This window comes from Hoeflea sp. EC-HK425 (assembly GCF_902498795.1).
GTDB lineage: Bacteria > Pseudomonadota > Alphaproteobacteria > Rhizobiales > Rhizobiaceae > Hoeflea > Hoeflea alexandrii.
In genome coordinates, this window is record NZ_LR701572.1 from 2,201,490 (window position 1) to 2,218,680 (window position 17,191).

At 62.3% G+C, this 17,191-nt stretch carries 14 protein-coding genes; 7 read left to right on the forward strand and 7 right to left on the reverse strand.

From position 1 onward, the window contains the following. Nucleotide 1: 1 nt before the first annotated feature. The 3 genes from SPHINGO391_RS13420 to SPHINGO391_RS13430 form a co-directional block, all read right to left on the reverse strand. Entirely contained in the window at nucleotides 2–688 is a 687-nt protein-coding gene (locus tag SPHINGO391_RS13420; protein ID WP_152009297.1) for a cupin domain-containing protein, read from the reverse strand. Nucleotides 689–807: 119 nt separating this feature from the next. Next, nucleotides 808–2,808, reverse strand: a complete 2,001-nt coding sequence (locus SPHINGO391_RS13425) for an EAL domain-containing protein (protein WP_152009298.1) — start codon at nucleotides 2,806–2,808, stop codon at nucleotides 808–810. Between the two features lie 24 nt (nucleotides 2,809–2,832). After that, nucleotides 2,833–3,321 (reverse strand): molybdopterin-dependent oxidoreductase, encoded by a 489-nt coding sequence (locus tag SPHINGO391_RS13430; protein WP_152009299.1) that lies wholly within the window; start codon nucleotides 3,319–3,321, stop codon nucleotides 2,833–2,835. A gap of 548 nt (nucleotides 3,322–3,869) precedes the next feature. On the opposite strand from SPHINGO391_RS13430, the gene rpsF reads away from it, so the two are divergent. The 4 genes from rpsF to rplI all read left to right on the forward strand — a co-directional run bounded on the left by rpsF (nucleotide 3,870) and on the right by rplI (nucleotide 6,268). Further along, nucleotides 3,870–4,298 carry a 30S ribosomal protein S6 gene (rpsF, locus tag SPHINGO391_RS13435; RefSeq protein ID WP_152009300.1) on the forward strand — a complete coding sequence of 143 codons (429 nt, stop codon included), beginning with the start codon at nucleotides 3,870–3,872 and terminating at the stop codon, nucleotides 4,296–4,298. A gap of 11 nt (nucleotides 4,299–4,309) precedes the next feature. Further along, on the forward strand, nucleotides 4,310–4,558 hold the full coding sequence (gene rpsR / locus SPHINGO391_RS13440; RefSeq protein ID WP_007196805.1) for a 30S ribosomal protein S18: 249 nt from the start codon (nucleotides 4,310–4,312) through the stop codon (nucleotides 4,556–4,558). A 127-nt stretch (nucleotides 4,559–4,685) separates the two neighbouring features. Then, entirely contained in the window at nucleotides 4,686–5,645 is a 960-nt protein-coding gene (locus SPHINGO391_RS13445) for a DUF2232 domain-containing protein (protein ID WP_152009301.1), read from the forward strand. Between the two features lie 23 nt (nucleotides 5,646–5,668). Further along, nucleotides 5,669–6,268 (forward strand): 50S ribosomal protein L9, encoded by a 600-nt coding sequence (gene rplI, locus SPHINGO391_RS13450; RefSeq protein WP_152009302.1) that lies wholly within the window; start codon nucleotides 5,669–5,671, stop codon nucleotides 6,266–6,268. A gap of 85 nt (nucleotides 6,269–6,353) precedes the next feature. Here rplI and SPHINGO391_RS13455 read toward each other — a convergent pair whose 3' ends face one another. Both SPHINGO391_RS13455 and SPHINGO391_RS13460 read right to left on the reverse strand, forming a co-directional pair. Beyond that, nucleotides 6,354–7,625 (reverse strand): hypothetical protein, encoded by a 1,272-nt coding sequence (locus tag SPHINGO391_RS13455; protein ID WP_152009303.1) that lies wholly within the window; start codon nucleotides 7,623–7,625, stop codon nucleotides 6,354–6,356. Next, on the reverse strand, nucleotides 7,619–7,945 hold the full coding sequence (locus SPHINGO391_RS13460) for a metalloregulator ArsR/SmtB family transcription factor (protein WP_152009304.1): 327 nt from the start codon (nucleotides 7,943–7,945) through the stop codon (nucleotides 7,619–7,621). The genes SPHINGO391_RS13455 and SPHINGO391_RS13460 overlap by 7 nt, the downstream gene beginning before the upstream one ends. 117 nt (nucleotides 7,946–8,062) lie before the next feature. Here SPHINGO391_RS13460 and SPHINGO391_RS13465 point away from each other — a divergent pair, with 117 nt between their 5' ends. Further along, nucleotides 8,063–8,968: a uracil-DNA glycosylase gene (locus tag SPHINGO391_RS13465; RefSeq protein ID WP_152009305.1), complete on the forward strand. Its 906-nt coding sequence runs from the start codon at nucleotides 8,063–8,065 to the stop codon at nucleotides 8,966–8,968. 176 nt (nucleotides 8,969–9,144) lie between these two features. Beyond that, nucleotides 9,145–10,428: an MFS transporter gene (locus SPHINGO391_RS13470; RefSeq protein WP_152009306.1), complete on the forward strand. Its 1,284-nt coding sequence runs from the start codon at nucleotides 9,145–9,147 to the stop codon at nucleotides 10,426–10,428. 45 nt (nucleotides 10,429–10,473) lie between these two features. On the opposite strand, the gene SPHINGO391_RS13475 is transcribed toward SPHINGO391_RS13470, so the two are convergent. Both SPHINGO391_RS13475 and SPHINGO391_RS13480 read right to left on the reverse strand, forming a co-directional pair. Next, nucleotides 10,474–11,385 (reverse strand): DMT family transporter, encoded by a 912-nt coding sequence (locus SPHINGO391_RS13475; RefSeq protein WP_152009307.1) that lies wholly within the window; start codon nucleotides 11,383–11,385, stop codon nucleotides 10,474–10,476. A 239-nt stretch (nucleotides 11,386–11,624) separates the two neighbouring features. After that, nucleotides 11,625–13,922, reverse strand: coding sequence for a xanthine dehydrogenase family protein molybdopterin-binding subunit (locus SPHINGO391_RS13480; RefSeq protein WP_152009308.1), 2,298 nt, complete (start codon nucleotides 13,920–13,922; stop codon nucleotides 11,625–11,627). A 443-nt stretch (nucleotides 13,923–14,365) separates the two neighbouring features. On the opposite strand from SPHINGO391_RS13480, the gene pepN reads away from it, so the two are divergent. Further along, nucleotides 14,366–17,008, forward strand: coding sequence for an aminopeptidase N (gene pepN / locus SPHINGO391_RS13485; protein WP_152009309.1), 2,643 nt, complete (start codon nucleotides 14,366–14,368; stop codon nucleotides 17,006–17,008). Nucleotides 17,009–17,191: the final 183 nt, after the last annotated feature.

Genomic DNA, 17,191 nt, shown 5'->3' on the forward strand with positions numbered 1-17,191 from the left:
GTCAGGCATCGGGACCTGTTACCGGTCCGTCGAGGTGCCCGGTCTTGATGTAGAGGGTGGCTGTGCCGGGCGCCGACAGCGTCACCGCCATCCCTGCCGGAAGCCGGGCCCAGCCGCCTTTCGCCAGACTTTGCCCTTCGACCTGGAGCCGACCGTCGAGCAGGTAGAGTTCGACGCCGCCGCTTTCCTCCGGAAGGCGCAGGCTGCCGCCATCGGAAAAGCGCAACATCGCCACCTTTTCAGACTTGTAACGGTGCAGGTGCAGCCGCTCGATGCCCTGTCCGACCGCCTGCCAGTCCGCCGATGCGGTGTCAATCACCACCGGAGCGGTATCGCCCTCCTCGAATTGCCAGAGCTTGACCAGAATGGTGCAGCCATCGCGGCTGCCCGGCGCATGACTGGTGCCGACCGGGTTGCGGACATAGGTGCCGGGACCGTAATCGCCATGCTGGTCCGAGAAAATGCCTTCAACAACGAGGAATTCCTCACCGCCATTGTGGGTGTGGCTGGGGAAATCCGAGCCCGGCGCATAGCGCACCAGACTTGTCGCCCGCGCCACTTCGCCGCCGATGCGATCGAGCGGCTTGCGGTCAACCCCGCCCGAGGGTGAGGCGATCCAGTCCATGGCCGCGGTGTCGACGATTTCGGTGCGGGTGAAATCGGTTCTGATGGCAGTTGGGGTGGTCATGTCCGTCTCCGGTCGTTGTGAGCCGAACAAGTGGGGTACGCCTTGCCTGACGTCAACAGACACGTGCCGGAATCATGGCCCGACCGACCGCTCCTGCGCGCCGTTGTCTTGCGTCCGGTTCAAGCCACCGCGGAGTCGGCGGCATCTTCCATTACCTTAAGCTTCGCGCTCGCGGCGACGGCCTGCAGCATGGCGGCTGGAAAATCCGAGAACGGCACAGGCCTGCCGAAATGGTAGCCCTGGATGGTGTCGCAACCGGCCTTCCGCAACATCGTGACCTGGCCGCAGGTTTCCGCGCCTTCCGCAGTCACCTTGATGCCCAACTGATGCGCCATCGACACGATCGATCCAACGATCGATCCGGCCCGGCTGTCTTCCTCGATTTCCACGACGAAGGAGCGGTCGATTTTCAACTCGTCCCACTCGAACTGCCGCAGATAACTCAGCGCGGAATAGCCGGTGCCGAAATCATCGAGCGCGATGGCGATGCCCATTTCCCTGAATTGCGACAGGATTTCGACCGCCCGGCCGGGTTCATTGATCATCAGCGATTCGGTGACCTCAAGGGTCAGCCGATCGGCCGGGAAGCCGGTGTCCGCCAGCACGTCCCGAACGGTTTGAACCAGGTCGCCGCGAACAAACTGAACCACAGAGAGATTGACGGCAATGCCCATGCCGGCGGGAAATTGAAGCGCATCGTGGCAAGCTTTCTCAAGAATCTTGCGTCCGAGCGGCACGATCAGGCCGGACTGCTCGGCGATCTTGGTGAATTCGCTTGGCGAAACCGGGCCGAGGGTGGGATGGGTCCAGCGTGCCAGCACTTCGGCACCGGTCACGCGCCCTGTGCGGACGTCGACCTTGATCTGGTAGTGCGGCGTGATCTGGTCATTGTCGATGGCACCGGCAAGCTCTGCCTGGATCAGCGCCCGCCTGAGGAACAGGTCATGCATGGCGGGATCGAACAACAGCGCCCGGTCCTTGCCGGAGCTCTTTGCCTGGGACAGGGCAATGTCGGCATCGATGAGGAGGCTGGCGGGATCGCGATCCGGCTTGCTGATGGCCACACCGACCGATGCACCGACAATCACTGCAGCGCCATCAATCATGTAATGAGCCGACAAGGCCGCACGCAGTTGCTCGGCCTGCCGGAGAACCGCTTCCTCGCCCAGGGCAGCATCCAGCATGGCGACAAACTCGTCACCGCCGATGCGGGCAGACAGGATCGCGTTGGAGAAGCCGGCACAGGTGCGGGACATGCGGTCAGCAACCTGCCTGAGCAGCGCGTCGCCGGTGGCGTGGCCAAGCCGGTCGTTGACGGCCTTGAAGCCGTCGAGATCGAAGGCAAGCACCGCAACGCCCGCACGGGCGTCGGTCTTGCACCTGGCCACGGACGCCGAGAATGCCTTGTTGAAGGCCATGCGGTTGGGCAGGCCGGTCAGGCTGTCGTGATGGGCGAGATAGGAAAACTCGTCGGCGTTGCGGACCGCCTTGCGGTTGGCAACACGCAGGTAACGGTTCTGAACGGCGGCGATGCCCAGCAGAAGAGCGATGGAGCCGAACAGGCCGGTTGCGATCCATTTTTGGAGGTACTGCTTCTTCTTCAGTTCGTTGCGGATCTCGGCCACCTCATTGACCGAATCCATCTGTGCCTCCGCTCCGATCCGGTCGACCGCCGCATTGACCTTCTCAAGTTCCAGCTTGAGGTTTTCGCGTACTGCGGTCGGCAGCGTCTCGATCGATTTCAGGTCGGTCACAATGGCGGCGAAGCGGCCCCGTGCCTTTTCGAGAAGCGGCCGCCGCCGCTCCTTGCGGTCAAGAAATGACTGGAAAGCAGGGGCCTCGAAGACCTTGAAGCGGCTGGTCAAGATGTCGGCGAACAGGACGACTTGCGAGGCGTCCGCGCTGTCCGACGATATTATGAAGTTGGAAAGCGCATTCTGCAGATGGAGCGATTCAAGGCGACCGGCGGCCCCGACCCAAGCCACGTCATAGCGCGAGGACCGGTCGAGAGCGTTGTCGGTGTCGCTGACCACATTGGAGTGGATGACATAGATCGCAAGGAAGGCGATGGCGAGCGCGACTGCCAGCAGGTTGAAGATGTTTTTGGACAGTCGCGTCATGCTACTTGTCTCCCGACGGATCTATCAGTCTTCGACCGTGATGGACCGCACCTGCCAGGCAGAACGGGCGTAGTAGACCTCGTCTTTGAGAGCGGGATCAGCGTCAAACGGGTAGACGATGAACAGCGGTCCCTTGTCGCTCACCGGCATGTAAGCGCCATCCTGCTTGTAGGCGAGAATGACGCCGTGCTCGGAGATGTCGGAAACCGGCATTTCCGAGCGGTAATTGTTGAGCGCGAGAACCGAGAGAATGGTTCCTGTTGCCCCAGCCTTCTCAAGCAGCGCCGACAGGGGGACCCCTTCGAAAGTGACCGCGTTCTCATGCCACGGTGTTTTCGTGACGATGGTCGCCGCTCCCAGCGCCTCGATGTCCTCGAGGGTCATGTCAACCGGCGCGCCGCCGGCGATGTCGCCCTCGATGGTGAGGATAACGTTTCCAGCTGCGGCCGGCAGGGCGCCGGCGGCAAGCAGGGCGGCGCACGCAAAAAGGGTGGAGCGGATTGTCTTGATCATTGCATAACCTTTCCTCAGGCCGGCCATAGCGGCTGCAAGTTTTGATGTGCAAGATCTAGCAGCCGCGATCTAAGCCCGGGTTAAATAGATAGTTACAATTTTTCTAATTTATAACTTTCCATGATTTATTGATCGCCGGCGGACCCGCTGCCCCTCGGCCAGGCGCAAAACCGTTAATGAGGAGCTGTCACAAGTCGGGCGGGGAAGCCGTCTGGAAGGTGGGCTGCGCGGGACCGGATTGGCCTGCGGGGTGTCCGGCGAAACTTCTCGCCGCCCGTAACCCTTCAACGGCATCTGGTTTTGACCTTGCAATGCAGCGAAAACCGCGTATAAGCGCGGCTGTTCGAACACCCGGTCATCTGGCTGGTGGCTGAACGGAGGGTGCGATCCGAAAGGATCCTAGGGGCAACAGCGCTCCGGCCTCCCGTGTCTCCGCTCACGACCGTCTCGACCTACGTCTTTCTTGCCCGGCTTAACGCCGCCAGGACAAGTCGCTGGGGCTTAGCGCCGGATCCGGGTGATGTTAAAGCAAGAAAGGCAAGTCAATCATGGCTCTTTATGAACATGTATTCCTTGCCCGGCAGGATGTCTCCAGCCAGCAGGTCGAAGCCCTCGTAGAACAGTACAAGGGCGTGATCGAAGCTAATGGCGGCAAAGTCGGGCGCATTGAGCACTGGGGCCTGAAGTCCCTCACCTACCGCATCAACAAGAACCGCAAGGCGCATTACGCGCTGATGGACATTGATGCTCCGGCACCTGCCGTGAAGGAAATGGAGCGCCAGATGCGCTTCAACGAAGACATTCTTCGCTTCATGACCGTCTCGGTTGAAGCCCATGAAGAAGGCCCGTCGGCCATGCTTCAGAAGCGCGACCGTGACGACCGTCCGCGTGGCGGCGATCGTGATCGCGGTGATCGTGGCGACCGCGGTGATCGTGGCGACCGTGGCCCGCGCCGTCCGCGCGAAGACCGCGAATAGGAGTTTAGAACATGGTTGATATCAATCAGATCCCGACGCGCCGTCCGTTCCATCGCCGCCGCAAGACCTGCCCGTTCTCGGGTGCGAATGCGCCGAAGATCGATTACAAGGACGTTCGCCTGCTGCAGCGCTACATTTCCGAGCGCGGCAAGATCGTTCCTTCGCGCATCACGGCTGTGAGCCAGAAGAAGCAGCGCGAACTCGCCAAGGCGATCAAGCGCGCGCGTTTCCTCGGCCTTCTGCCTTACGTGCTGAAGTAGTATGACAGCGGATCCGGCGTTTTAGCGCCGGATCCATTTCCCATCCCGCGACGGGCGCGGGGTCTGGGCCGCCAAATCCCGGGTTGGGGCAGCATGCCTCTAACTGCTTGAAGCAGGACAGCGAAAGATGACACAGCAAAGCACATCGCTCCTCGTGGGCCTGCTCGCCGGCATTTCCGCCGCGTTTCTGCTTGTCAGCGCCGGCTCGCCTTCCAGCCTCTCCTTCATTCTGTTTGCCGCGGCAGCGCTGCCGGTGCTGATCGCCGGCCTCGGCTGGTCCAATCTCGCTTCGATCGTCGCGGTTTTGAGCGCTATGGCGGTGATCGGCATTGCCACCACGCCGCAAGCCGCGCTCGTCTCCGCCGTTACCACGCTGGCGCCCGCTGCATGGATCGCGCATCTTTCGAACCTGGCGCGTCCAGCCGAGGAAATCGGCGGGCCTGAAGGCGCCGTCATCTGGTATCCGCTGCCCGAAATCTTCGTGCGCATTGCCCTTTGCGTGTGCATCGGCCTCATCGCCGTCGGCGTGGCCATGGGCTACGGCACCGAATTCGTCGGCCAGCTGGTCGAGATCTTTGTTGCCACCATCCAGGAAAGCAACGCTGCCTATTCGCCAAGCCCCGAGGGCATTGCCGAAATGAAGCAGTTCTTCCTCTATGCGCTGCCAGCGATCCAGGCTGCGATGTGGGTCACGATCCTGCTTGCAGGCTGGTACGTCGCCTCGGCCATCGTACGCATGTCGGGCCGGTCGAAACGCCCCAAGGATGACATCCCTTCACAGCTGAGAATGCCGCGCACCGGTGCTATTGCCCTTGCAGCGGGCGGCGCAATGAGCTTCGTCGATGGCGGCATCGGCCTGATCGGCTGGACCATCTGCGGCGCTTTCGGAGCTGGCTTCATCATCGCCGGTTTCGCCATCGCCCATCACCGCACCCGCGGCAAGCCGGCGCGCGGGCTGCTGCTGTGGGCGGCCTATCTCGCGACGATCATCTTCACGGTGCCGCTCGCATTTTTCCTGTTCCTCGGGCTGTTCGACACGGCCCGCACTCTCACGGCGACCGGCTCCGGTCCCAACTCAAAACCCTGACAACTCCCCGAAAGGACACTACAATGGACGTCATCCTTCTTGAACGCATCACCAAGCTCGGCCAGATGGGCGAAACCGTAAAGGTTCGCGACGGCTACGCCCGCAACTTCCTGCTGCCCCAGGGCAAGGCGCTGCGCGCCAATGCCGCCAACAAGGCCCGTTTCGAAGCCGAGCGTTCGGTGCTTGAAGCCCGTAACCTCGAGCGCAAGTCGGAAGCCGAGCAGATCGCCGAGAAGCTCGACGGCAAGACCTTCGTGGTGGTTCGTTCCGCCGGCGAAACCGGTCAGCTCTACGGTTCGGTTGCTGCCCGCGACGTGATCCAGGTTCTGGCCGACAACGGCTTCTCCATCGGTCGCAGCCAGGTCGACATGAACAACCCGGTCAAGACCATCGGTCTGCACACCGTGCCGCTTGCCCTGCATGCAGAAGTCAACGTGACAGTCACCTTCAACGTCGCCCGTTCGGCTGACGAAGCCGAGCGCCAGCTCAAGGGCGAAGACCTGTCGTCGGCTGACGCGATCTACGGCGTTGACGAGGAAGCTGCCGCGGAAGCTGCGGAAGCTGCCGCCAACGATCCGGACTACCTCGACGATGAAGACGGCGCAGGCGAAGAAAACGCCTGATTTCGCTGTCATCTGAGCGAACGAACACAAACGCCCGGGATGTTTCACACATCCCGGGCGTTTGTGCATGCATCGAAGATACGCCTCAGACGAGAACCACCGGCGCCAGACCGCCGCCCGGGGTGCGGAAGTTCGTGGTCTGACCCGAATACATCCGCGCGACCGGAAACAGCGGCTCACCGGCATAGGCATAAAGCCGCAGATCAAACTTGAGCTCTGCCGGCATGCCCTCAAGCAAAAGGCCGCGGCTAGCAGGCGGTATCGTTGTCTGGGCAACATAATCACCCTCAAGGATGCGTTGCCAGACCTGCCGTGTCAGCTTGTCGCCGCGATAGGCGGCCCGGCTGCCATAACCGCCCGACGGCTTGAAAAACATAGATTTGCGGGCTTTCCAACCGGCTTCGGGATCCATGGCAGCGACCGCCCGGGTGAGTGGAATCATCGCACGGAGATCCGCACTGACAGCACCCGCAGCCAGATTGCCGCCACCCAGCAGCGCGAGATTGCGCTTGTCGGCGTAAAGCGCATGGTGACGCGGCGATGGCGAGACCACCGCGGCGTTTTCAACATAAGCCTGACGCAGCACCCGGTTTTCCGGCTCTGCGAGTTTGAAATCGGTCAGGCGGTTGTAGACCATGTCGATGACAACATCGCCATGGCACAGCTTGCCCTCCCGATATGTCAGGGCCGATGGATCTGCGATGATAGTGTGAATTCCGCGCGTGCTGAGGAGTTCTGCCGCCAGCAGCATGTCAGGATAGAGATACTGGCCTGTCGGATCATCATCGACAATGGCGAGTGTGCGAAGCCGCTCACCCGGCCTGAGCTTACTCCACTCGCTGATGAACATCATTTCCAGCAAACGGTCCAGCCGCACCTCGGTGAAGTCAGGCCGCTCCTCAGCATCGGACAGGCAGCCCGCCCCCAGATCGGCAAACTGTTTGGCGAGAAAAGCCGCGCCAGCATTGGTGTTGATCTCGATCAGCCGCGGACCTTCCGGCGAGATGTGAAAGTCAAACCCCATAAGCAGGCCGCTGCTTTCACGCTGGCAGGAAAGATCGATGCCAGGGTCCCGGGCAGAAATGGCTGCCTGGTAGGACGCCGATGCGGTGCTTTCGGCTATGGCGCCGACCAGCTTCACCATCTGCCGATAGTGCGCGAGGGAAAGGAACACGGCAGTGCCGGCATACAGGCCTGCCCGGTCCGTCAGAAGACCTTCCAGCCCCTCACCCCGGCTGCCTTGTGCCACATGGGCGCGGCGTTGCCGGGCGTCCAGCGGCAGGCAATGACAAGACCTGTTGATCGCATCAACCGCCCTGGCATGGCAGCATGCGGTTTCGTGGTCCGGGGTCAGCATGCGCAGGCCTGCCGGACAGTGCGACGCAGGTCCTCATGCCCGGCACAACAATCGTGCATGATGAAACCGAACAGGGCGCCGAGCACGTGGTACTGTGCGCAGTAGAAAATCTGCTTTCCCTCGCGGCGGGGACGCACAAGTTCGGCATCGGCCATCAATTGCAGTTGTGCGGAAACGGTCTTGACGTTTTGCCCGACCGCTGCCGCCAATGTGCCGACCGATGCGCCCTCGTCACCGGACCGCACCAGAGCCTGCAACACCGACAGACGTCCTTCATGGGCAAGAACCGAGAGTATTCTGACTGCTGAGTTTGTCTTCATCGTTCTAATATTCCATGGATTAATAGAATATTCAAGTGATCAGCAGCACGGCCGGCGCTCTGTGTACCCGCCCGCTCACCCCTTTCCACTGCATCGCGCATCAGATAGAAACGGGCCATGGCAAGCACGGCACCTGAAATGAACACGGCTGAACTGGCGGCGCTTTTGCACTTCTACGCCGAAAGCGGTGTCAGTGAACTGTGCGAGGACCTGGTCATCGACCGGTTCGAGCAGTCGGAAAAGATCCTTCAGGCGCGTAACCGCCCGCAGGCAGCTGCAGGCCCGGCAGTTTCAAACACTCAGAAGACCGCTCCCGGCACTCCTGCGGCGACCGGTCCTGGCGACAGCCGCCGAACTCCGCCGCCCGCGGTCGCACCGGCGCGGCAGGCGTCGCAGCTGACGATCCCCGGCGAAGCCGCGTTCGAGGACGCCCGGACACTGGCCGCGGGTGCCGGCACGATTGCCGAACTGCGCGCGGCGCTCGACGGCTTTACCGGATGCAATCTGCGCCACAGCGCCAAGACGCTGGTGTTCGCCGACGGCAATCCGGAAGCGGACGTGATGTTTATCGGCGAAGCGCCGGGCCGCGAGGAAGATCTTCAGGGGACGCCGTTTGTCGGCCGCGCGGGGCAATTGCTCGACCGCATGCTGGCGGCGATCGGACTGAGCCGCGACACCGCCTACATCACCAACATGATCCCCTGGCGGCCGCCCGGCAACCGCACCCCCGCCGCCCATGAGATCGAGCTCTGCCGGCCGTTCATCGAACGCCATATCGCTCTGGCGCAGCCGAAGGTGCTGGTGATGCTCGGCAACATCGCCAACAAGTCCCTGCTCGACACCGACAAGGGCATCCTGTCGGTCCGCGGCAACTGGATGGATTGCAAGATCGGGGAGAAACTGATCCCTGCGCTGCCGACCCTGCATCCGGCCTACCTGCTGCGCAACCCGTCGCAAAAGCGGCTCGCCTGGGCGGATTTCCTGTCGCTGCAGGCCCGGCTGGAAGAACTCGGAAAGGGTTGAGATCCTGCCCCAACGGCGTGGCGTGGCGGAAATATTTCAATAACGTCGCAATCGGGCCTTGGCGTCGCAAGCGGACATGTCACTCTGATTTTCAGAATCGCAATTGCAATCAGGTCTGCATGATCCGTTGAACCGGACCCTGGGCAGGCCGCGCTCCGTTGGCAGGGAGAGCCGCCATGATCCAGTCCGTCCGGTCAGTGGCGTCATTGCTGCTTTCGACGTTTTTCCTTCTCACCGCCATGGGCCTGTCGGGCTACCTGATTCCGGTCAGGGCGGTTGCCGAAGGCTGGTCGACCTTCACCATTTCGCTGATTGCAACCGGCTATGCCATCGCCTTCACTGTGAGCTGCATCATCACCCCCAGACTGGTTCTCAGGGTCGGTCACGTGCGGGTGTTCGGCGCCCTGACGACGATCATGGCGATGTCCTACCTGTTGCATTCGCTGCTGGTGCATCCGGCCATCTGGGTGCTGACCCGGGCTATGGCCGGTTTCTCCATCGCCGGCGCCTACATGATCATCGAAAGCTGGCTCAACGAAAAGGTCAGCAACGAAAACCGCGGTGCGCTGTTTTCGGTCTACATGGTTGTAAGCATGTCGGCGGTGATGATCGGGCAGTACATCGTGCCCTTCGGTGATCCGCTCGGCGCAGGCCTGTTCATGGTCTGCACGCTGATCTGCTCGATGGCGGTGATGCCGACCGCGCTGTCGAGCGCGCAATCGCCCGCGCCACTCACACAGGTCAAATTCGACGTTCCCGCGCTCTACCGGCGCTCGCCGGCCGCGGTGATCGGCACCCTGCTTGCCGGCCTGATCGCCAGTGCCTGGGGCGGCCTCGGGCCTGTTTATGCGACGCAGCTCGGTCTTTCGACCATCGAGGGCGCATCCATGCTCGCCATCGCCATGATCGGCGGAGCGATCTTCCAGTATCCGCTGGGCCGCGCTTCGGACCGCATGGACCGCCGCCGGGTGATGATCGTCGCCGGCCTCATCGGAATTGCCGCCTGCGCACTGACAATCGGCTTCGGCGTCGACAACAGGATCATCTTCTTTGCGAGCATGCTGTTCCTGGGCACCGTGCTGTTTCCGATCTATTCACTCAACGTCGCCCATGCAAATGACCATGCCCAGCCCGACGAATTCGTCGAGGTGTCGAGCGGCCTGATGATCACCTATGGCGTGGCGACCATGGTGGGGCCGGTGGTCACGGGTGTGGCGATGGACGCGTTCGGGCCGCACGCCCTGTTCGCGGTAATCGCTATCTGCTTTGCAGCCTATTCGGGACATGCCGCTTGGCGCATCAGCCGCCGCGAGCAGCCGACAGAGGAGATGCGCTCGGACTTCCTGCCGATGGCGGCCATGCCCGACCTGACGCCTCAATCGGCCGAGCTTGACCCGCGGTCGGACCCGACCTGGGGCGAGCAGAGCGCCGAGGAAGACGTCGAGACCACGGTTTCCTGAAAGACATGAGACAAGCGGCTGGAGCAGTCTTGACTGCCGGGGATATCAGCCCTGTGGGGTGACCAGCTTGCGCTGGGCCTTGCGCTCGAGGCCGAGCGCATGCTCGCGCAGGATGACGAAGATCCCTGCACCAACGACGATGGCGGTTCCGGTAAGCATGGTCCAGGTCGGAACATCGCCGAAGATGAAATAGCCGATGAGGATGCCGAGCACGATCGAGGTGTATTCGAACGGCGCGATCGTCGACACATCGGCATGGCGATAGCTCTGGGTCAGCAGGATCTGGCCCAGACCGCCGCAAAACCCGGCCATCGCCATCAGTCCGAGCGTCTGCCAATCCGGCATGATCCAGCCGAACGGCAGCGTGGCGAGCGAGAGAACCGTGGCGGTGAGCGAGAAATAGAGAACGATTGTCGGGGTCTTTTCGGTCAGGATCAGTTTCCGGACCAGGATCATCGCGGTGGCGCCGAGGGTGGCCGAGGCAAGCACCGCCATGACACCGAGCGCCTCGCTGGAGCCGAAACCGTCGCCGAACAGGCTGAGCCTCGGCCAGCTGATGATCAGAACCCCTCCCAGACCCACGGCCACCGCCGACCAGCGGAAAATGCGGACGGTCTCGCCCAGAAAGACGGCAGCAAAGACCACGGTCAGCAACGGCATGGCATAGCCGATGGCAATCGCGTCGGGCAGCGGCAGCCGCATGATGCCATAAAACCCCAGCCCCATGGCGGTGACGCCAACCAGGCCACGGCGGAAATGCGACAAAGGACTCGCCGTGCGCCAGGCCGTGTCGAGTTGACCGCGCACTGTCAGAAACACAAGAATCGGAACAATGGCGAAAGCCGAGCGGAAGAAGACGATCTGGCCGGCGGGCATGCCCTCCCCCGAGGCCTTGATCAGGGTCGACATGGTGACAAACACCGAAACCGAGGCAACCTTGAGCAGAATTCCGATCATCGGCGATCCCGACTGTCCGGCGGGCGGCTGCGCCGGGGCCGCTTGCGGTGGCGTGGGTGTCGGCTGTTCGGTCACCTGGCGTGCTTTCCCTGGCGCATTTACAAATAGGCTTTTATCCGCGCGCCAGAACGACGTGCAGAGGCAAACATAACCCGGACGGCGGTCAGCGTCCGATCAAAAAAGCTGATGGGCCGCTGCGTGGCGCGAATGCATGACAGCCGCCCTTGCGGACCACCGCCTTAGCCGTTCAAGGCTTCCCAGACCCTTTGCGGCGTGGCCGGCATCTCGATGTGGCGGACGCCGCGGGCCCGGTCAAGCGCATCGACAAGGGCATTCATGGCCGCCGGACAGGCGCCGATCGTACCCGCCTCTCCGGCCCCCTTGATGCCCATGGCATTGGTGGTGGAGGGAACGTTGCGTGTCTCGAAATCGAAGAACGGCATGTTGTCGGCGCGCGGCACGGCGTAGTCCATCAGGCTGGCTGTCAACAGCTGGCCATCCTCGGAATAGACGACCCCCTCGCTCAGACACTGCGCGACGCCCTGGACCACCCCGCCGTGAATCTGACCGAGCAGCAGCACCGGGTTCACGGTCATGCCGAAGTCGTCAACGATGGTGTAGCGGACAATCTCGACCTTGCCGGTCTCCGGATCGATCTCGATTTCACAGACATGGGTACCGTTGGGATAGGTGGCCTCGTCCTGAACGACATCGGCAATCCCGGTGCGGTCATCATCCGTCTTGGCAGCCTTCGCCATGTCGGCGTAGCTGATCACCCGGTCGGTGCCGACGATGCGGGCCGCGCCATCGACCAGTTCGATATCGGCTGCGGCGGCCTCGAGTTCATCGGCGGCCAGCTTCTTCATCTTTTCGGCCAGAACTTTCGAGGCGGCGGAAACCGAGACGCCGCCGAGCGGGATCGAGCGCGAGCCGCCGGTGCCGCCACCCTTGGCCAATTCGGCGGTATCGCCCTGGCGAACCGTGATCCTGTCGAAATCGATGCCGATCTGATCGGCGACAAACTGGCTGTAGGCGGTCGCATGCCCCTGGCCGTTGGTCTGGGTGCCGATATAGAGCGTGATGCCGCCGTCGGCGTCGAGCGTCAGCCTCGCGGGTTCAGAGCCTGCAAAGGCGCAGGCCTCGATGTAGACAGCGGTGCCCAGGCCGCGCAGTCTGCCCCGGGACTTGGCCTCCTCGACGCGCTGAGGGAATTCTGCCGCGCCGGCCTTTTCGAGAGCGCGGGTCATGTGACCGTCAAACTCGCCCACATCATAGGTCCGGCCACCCGGGGTCCGGTAGGGAAACTGCTCGGGACGGATGAAGTTGCGGCGGCGCAGCTCTGCGACCGGCATGCCGATTTCGCGCGCCGCCGCATCCATCAGCCGCTCGATCAGGAAGGCTGCCTCCGGCCGGCCCGCGCCACGATAGGCGTCCACCGGCGTGGTGTGGGTGTAGACGCCGCGCAGCTTGAAATCGAGATTCTGGATGTCATAAACGCCGGTTGCCATCGAGGCGCCGAACACCGGAATGAACGGTCCGAACTGGCTCAGATAGGCGCCCATGTTGGCAAGCACGTCAATCCTCAGTCCCAGCACCCGGCCCTGCTTGTCGAGCGCCAGAGAGGCGGTGACCTTGTTGTCGCGGCCATGGGCGTCGGTGAGGAAATGCTCGGTGCGGTCGGAGACCCATTTGACCGGACGGTTGAGCTGACGCGCGGCTTCCAGAGCCAGCGGGTACTCGCGGTAGGTGAACACCTTGGTGCCGAAGCCACCGCCCACATCACGGGTGATGACGCGAAAATCCTCGAGTTCCATGCCAAAGATATCCTTGGCAATTGTCTTGCGGATGCCATGAACCCCCTGCGAGCCGAGCGTCAGGGTGAACTTCCTGGCGGCATCGTCCCATTCGGCAAGGCACGCCCGGGTTTCCATGTAGTTCGACACAAGCCGGTTGTTGAGAAAATCGATGGTGGTGACATGATCGGCGTCGGCAAAGGCCTGATCGGTGCTGGCAGCATCACCGGTACGGTAGAGATACGCCTGGTTTGTGCCAAGATCCGGCCAGACCAGCGGCGCGCCATCGTCAAGCGCCGTGGCGAGGCCGGCCTGGGCCTCGCCCAGCTCCCAGTCGATATCGATGAGTTCGGAGGCTTCCTGTGCTTGGGCGAGACTGTCGGCGACGATGAAGGCCACCGCGTCACCGACATGGCGGACTTCCCCGTCGCACAGCAGCGGTATGTGTTTCTGGGCGTGACGCGTCCCGTCGGGCTGCGCCACCGTCGCCTGGTTTGGAACCGGCCCGAGATGGCCGACATCGCCGGCCGTGAGCACCAGATGGACCCCGTCCGCCGCGCGCGCCGCGTCAAGATCGTTAATCCGGAACCGGGCGGACGCATAGGCCGACCGCAGCACATAGGCGCGCAACTCGCCCTCGGCCCGGACGTCATCGGTAAAGGCTCCCTCGCCGGTGATCAGCTTTCGGTCTTCCTTGCGCAAGGCCGATGCGCCCACGCCGAATTTAGGTGTCGCGATGTTCATGGCTGTTCCCGGTGCTGGATTGGTTTTCAAGATCGCGGTCGCGAGTCTCGACTATAATTAGCTCCACGGGCCGGAATGTCGAGAGCGCCACCACAAACCCGATAAGATCGCCGCTCGGCGCTCGGCAGACCGGCCGCACAGCTCCATATCCGGCGCAGGGGCCGCAAATGAGCAAATCAAGCCTCCCGCCGGCCTGTCAAAGGGCCGCGGCAATGTATCGGCAAAACCATGCTTTCACCTTGAAGATCAGATGAAACGATTGCTGACGGCCAGGCTCGGATTTTCTGTCGAACCGGGACCCGGCAAACGCAAATTATTTATTTTTTCATTACGATTCACTGCCAGATCTCCAGTGGATTGATGCGGGATTATCTTAACCCGATGTCAGGATCCGCTGTGATAGCGTCCCGTCCCATAATGGGAAACTGCGGGGCATAAAGCATATGCGGACTGAAACGGGACAAGTCTACAAGCTCAAGGACTACAAGCCGACCGACTTCGTGGTTGAACGAATCGATCTGACCTTCGAGCTTGATCCGAAGGAGACGACAGTCGTCTCCCGGGTGATCCTGCATCGCCGCGAAGGCGTCGCAGCGGACGCGCCTCTGGTGTTTGACGGAGACGAACTGACGCTCGACAGCCTTCAGATCGACGGCAACGATCACGACCCGTCGCTCTATGATGCCACACCCGACAGCCTGACCATTCGTGGCCTGCCCGAGAGCGGCCCGTTCGAGGTGACCGTCAACACCACTTTGTCACCCGCCACCAACACCAAGCTGATGGGACTTTACCGGACCAACGGCGTCTACTGCACCCAGTGCGAGGCGGAGGGCTTCCGTCGCATCACCTATTTCTATGACCGCCCGGATGTGCTTGCGGTCTACACGGTGACCATCATCGCCGGCAAGGAAGATGCCAAGCATCTCCTGTCGAACGGCAATTTCCTCGGCGGCGGCAATTACGACGAAGGCCGGCATTTCGCCGCCTGGTTCGATCCACACCCCAAACCTTCCTATCTTTTCGCATTGGTAGGCGGCGATCTCGGCCTGGTCGAAGACAGCTTCACCACCATGAGCGGGAAAGAGGTGGCATTGAAGATCTATGTCGAGCACGGCAAGGAAGGCCGCGCCGGCTACGCGATGGATGCGCTCAAGCGTTCGATGAAGTGGGACGAGGAGATGTTCGGACGCGAATATGATCTCGACATCTTCCAGATCGTCGCGGTTTCCGATTTCAACATGGGCGCCATGGAGAACAAGGGGCTCAATGTCTTCAACGACAAGTATGTCCTGGCCGACCCGGAAACAGCCACCGACGCCGATTACGCCAATATCGAAGCCATCATCGCGCATGAATACTTCCACAACTGGACCGGCAACCGCATCACCTGCCGCGACTGGTTCCAGCTGTGCCTGAAGGAAGGCCTGACGGTTTATCGCGACCATGCGTTTTCCGCCGACCAGCGCTCGGCATCGGTCAAGCGCATTGCCGAGATCCGGCTGCTGAAAGCGCACCAGTTCCCCGAGGACGCCGGCCCGCTCGCGCATCCGGTTCGTCCTGAATCCTACAAGGAAATCAACAATTTCTACACGGCGACCGTGTATGAAAAAGGCTCAGAGGTGGTGCGCATGATCCGCACCATCCTGGGCGCCGAGGATTTCCGCAAGGGCATGGACCTGTATTTCGAACGGCATGATGGCGATGCCGCGACGATCGAGGACTTCCTGGCCTGCTTTGCCGAGGCAAGCGGCCGCGATCTCAAGCAGTTCGCGCTCTGGTACAGCCAGGCCGGCACGCCTTCGGTCTCGGTATCGACCGATTGGAACGAAGCCTCAAAGACCTTCAAGGTCACGCTCGAGCAGACGCTGGCACCCACGCCGGGGCAGTCGCGGAAGGCTCTGATGCACATTCCGCTGGCCTATGGCCTGATCTTGCCCGACGGCACCGAATTCGATGGCCGGCCCGACACGGACGACGCCGAAAACGGCGTGATGCACCTGACCAAGCGCAAGCAGACATTCACCTTCAGCAACGTTCCCGGACGTCCGGTGCTGTCGATCAACCGCGGCTTCTCGGCGCCGGTCAACATTGCCATGGAACAAAGCAGCGCCGATCTGGCCCATATCGCCCGGCATGACGGTGACGGGGTTTCGCGCTGGCAGGCGCTCAACGAGCAGGCCATGCGGCATCTCGTGGCCGTTTCCAAGCTAGCACGGGACGGGCGCACCCTGCCCCCAGCCAGGGAACTTGCCGACATTCTCGTTGCCACCGGCGCAGACGACAGTCTGGAGCCCGCCTTCCGCGCCCAGGCCCTCGCCTTGCCGGCGGAAAGCGATATTGCCCGGGAGATCGGCTCCAACATCGATCCGGAGGCGATCCACACGGCGCGCGAAGCCGTTCTTTCGGAAGTTGCCAATGCCGGGCTGGACGTGTTTGCGCGGCTTGCCGACAGCGCACCGAAAGGTGCCTACAGCCCCGATGCGGCGGACGCCGGACAGCGCGCCCTTGCGGGCGTCGCGCTGGCCTATGCATCGCTTGCCGAAGGGCAGCCGGCGCGCGCCAAGACAGCCTATGATTCCAGCGACAACATGACGGTGATGTCGCAGGCGCTCCAGGTTCTGGTGCACCAGTTCCCCGGTTCCAGTGAAGCCGAGGAAGCGCTGGCGGGCTTCAAGACACGCTTTGCCGATGACCCGCTGGTTCTCGACAAGTGGTATTCGATCCAGGCCATGACCCCCGGCGCACCGACCCGCGAACGGGTCGAGGAACTGCTCGAGAGCGATGATTTCGACCGCAGCAACCCGAACCGCATGCGGGCCCTGATCGGCGCATTCTCCGCCGGCAATCCGACCGGATTCAATGCGGCCGACGGCGCCGGCTACCGCTTGCTTGCAGCCGAGGTGGTCGACATCGACAAACGCAATCCGCAACTTGCGGCACGGCTGTTGACGGCCATGCGGTCCTGGCGCTCGCTCGAAGCGGGCCGGCAGGAACTGGCACGCCAGGCCCTGGTCTCGATCCGCGAGGCTGGCGAATTGTCACCGGATGTCGGTGACATCGTCGATCGCATGCTGGCGGCCTGACCTCTCGAGGCGCCCGTCATCACAGCCATACGCTCCATCGCCGCCAAGCCGCGATGGAGCGTGTGCTAAATCAACTCATGATCACAAGTGATTTGCCCGAACGCCGGCAGAGCCCCCTGCCCGGCACCAATCTGCGCCGACTCGAATCTTGCAAAAACTCAACAAATTCAATTTGTTAATAAA

Excerpts from the sequence above, each read along its gene's own strand:
- SPHINGO391_RS13460 (WP_152009304.1), bottom strand. The coding sequence starts at position 7,945 with ATGAAGACAAACTCAGCAGTCAGAATACTCTCGGTTCTTGCCCATGAA.
- SPHINGO391_RS13480 (WP_152009308.1), bottom strand. The coding sequence starts at position 13,922 with ATGAACATCGCGACACCTAAATTCGGCGTGGGCGCATCGGCCTTGCGC.
- SPHINGO391_RS13465 (WP_152009305.1), top strand. The coding sequence starts at position 8,063 with ATGGCAAGCACGGCACCTGAAATGAACACGGCTGAACTGGCGGCGCTT.
- SPHINGO391_RS13470 (WP_152009306.1), top strand. The coding sequence starts at position 9,145 with ATGATCCAGTCCGTCCGGTCAGTGGCGTCATTGCTGCTTTCGACGTTT.
- rplI (WP_152009302.1), top strand. The coding sequence starts at position 5,669 with ATGGACGTCATCCTTCTTGAACGCATCACCAAGCTCGGCCAGATGGGC.
- SPHINGO391_RS13475 (WP_152009307.1), bottom strand. The coding sequence starts at position 11,385 with ATGATCGGAATTCTGCTCAAGGTTGCCTCGGTTTCGGTGTTTGTCACC.
- rpsR (WP_007196805.1), top strand. The coding sequence starts at position 4,310 with ATGGTTGATATCAATCAGATCCCGACGCGCCGTCCGTTCCATCGCCGC.
- SPHINGO391_RS13445 (WP_152009301.1), top strand. The coding sequence starts at position 4,686 with ATGACACAGCAAAGCACATCGCTCCTCGTGGGCCTGCTCGCCGGCATT.
- SPHINGO391_RS13455 (WP_152009303.1), bottom strand. The coding sequence starts at position 7,625 with ATGCTGACCCCGGACCACGAAACCGCATGCTGCCATGCCAGGGCGGTT.
- SPHINGO391_RS13430 (WP_152009299.1), bottom strand. The coding sequence starts at position 3,321 with ATGATCAAGACAATCCGCTCCACCCTTTTTGCGTGCGCCGCCCTGCTT.
- rpsF (WP_152009300.1), top strand. The coding sequence starts at position 3,870 with ATGGCTCTTTATGAACATGTATTCCTTGCCCGGCAGGATGTCTCCAGC.
- SPHINGO391_RS13425 (WP_152009298.1), bottom strand. The coding sequence starts at position 2,808 with ATGACGCGACTGTCCAAAAACATCTTCAACCTGCTGGCAGTCGCGCTC.
- pepN (WP_152009309.1), top strand. The coding sequence starts at position 14,366 with ATGCGGACTGAAACGGGACAAGTCTACAAGCTCAAGGACTACAAGCCG.
- SPHINGO391_RS13420 (WP_152009297.1), bottom strand. The coding sequence starts at position 688 with ATGACCACCCCAACTGCCATCAGAACCGATTTCACCCGCACCGAAATC.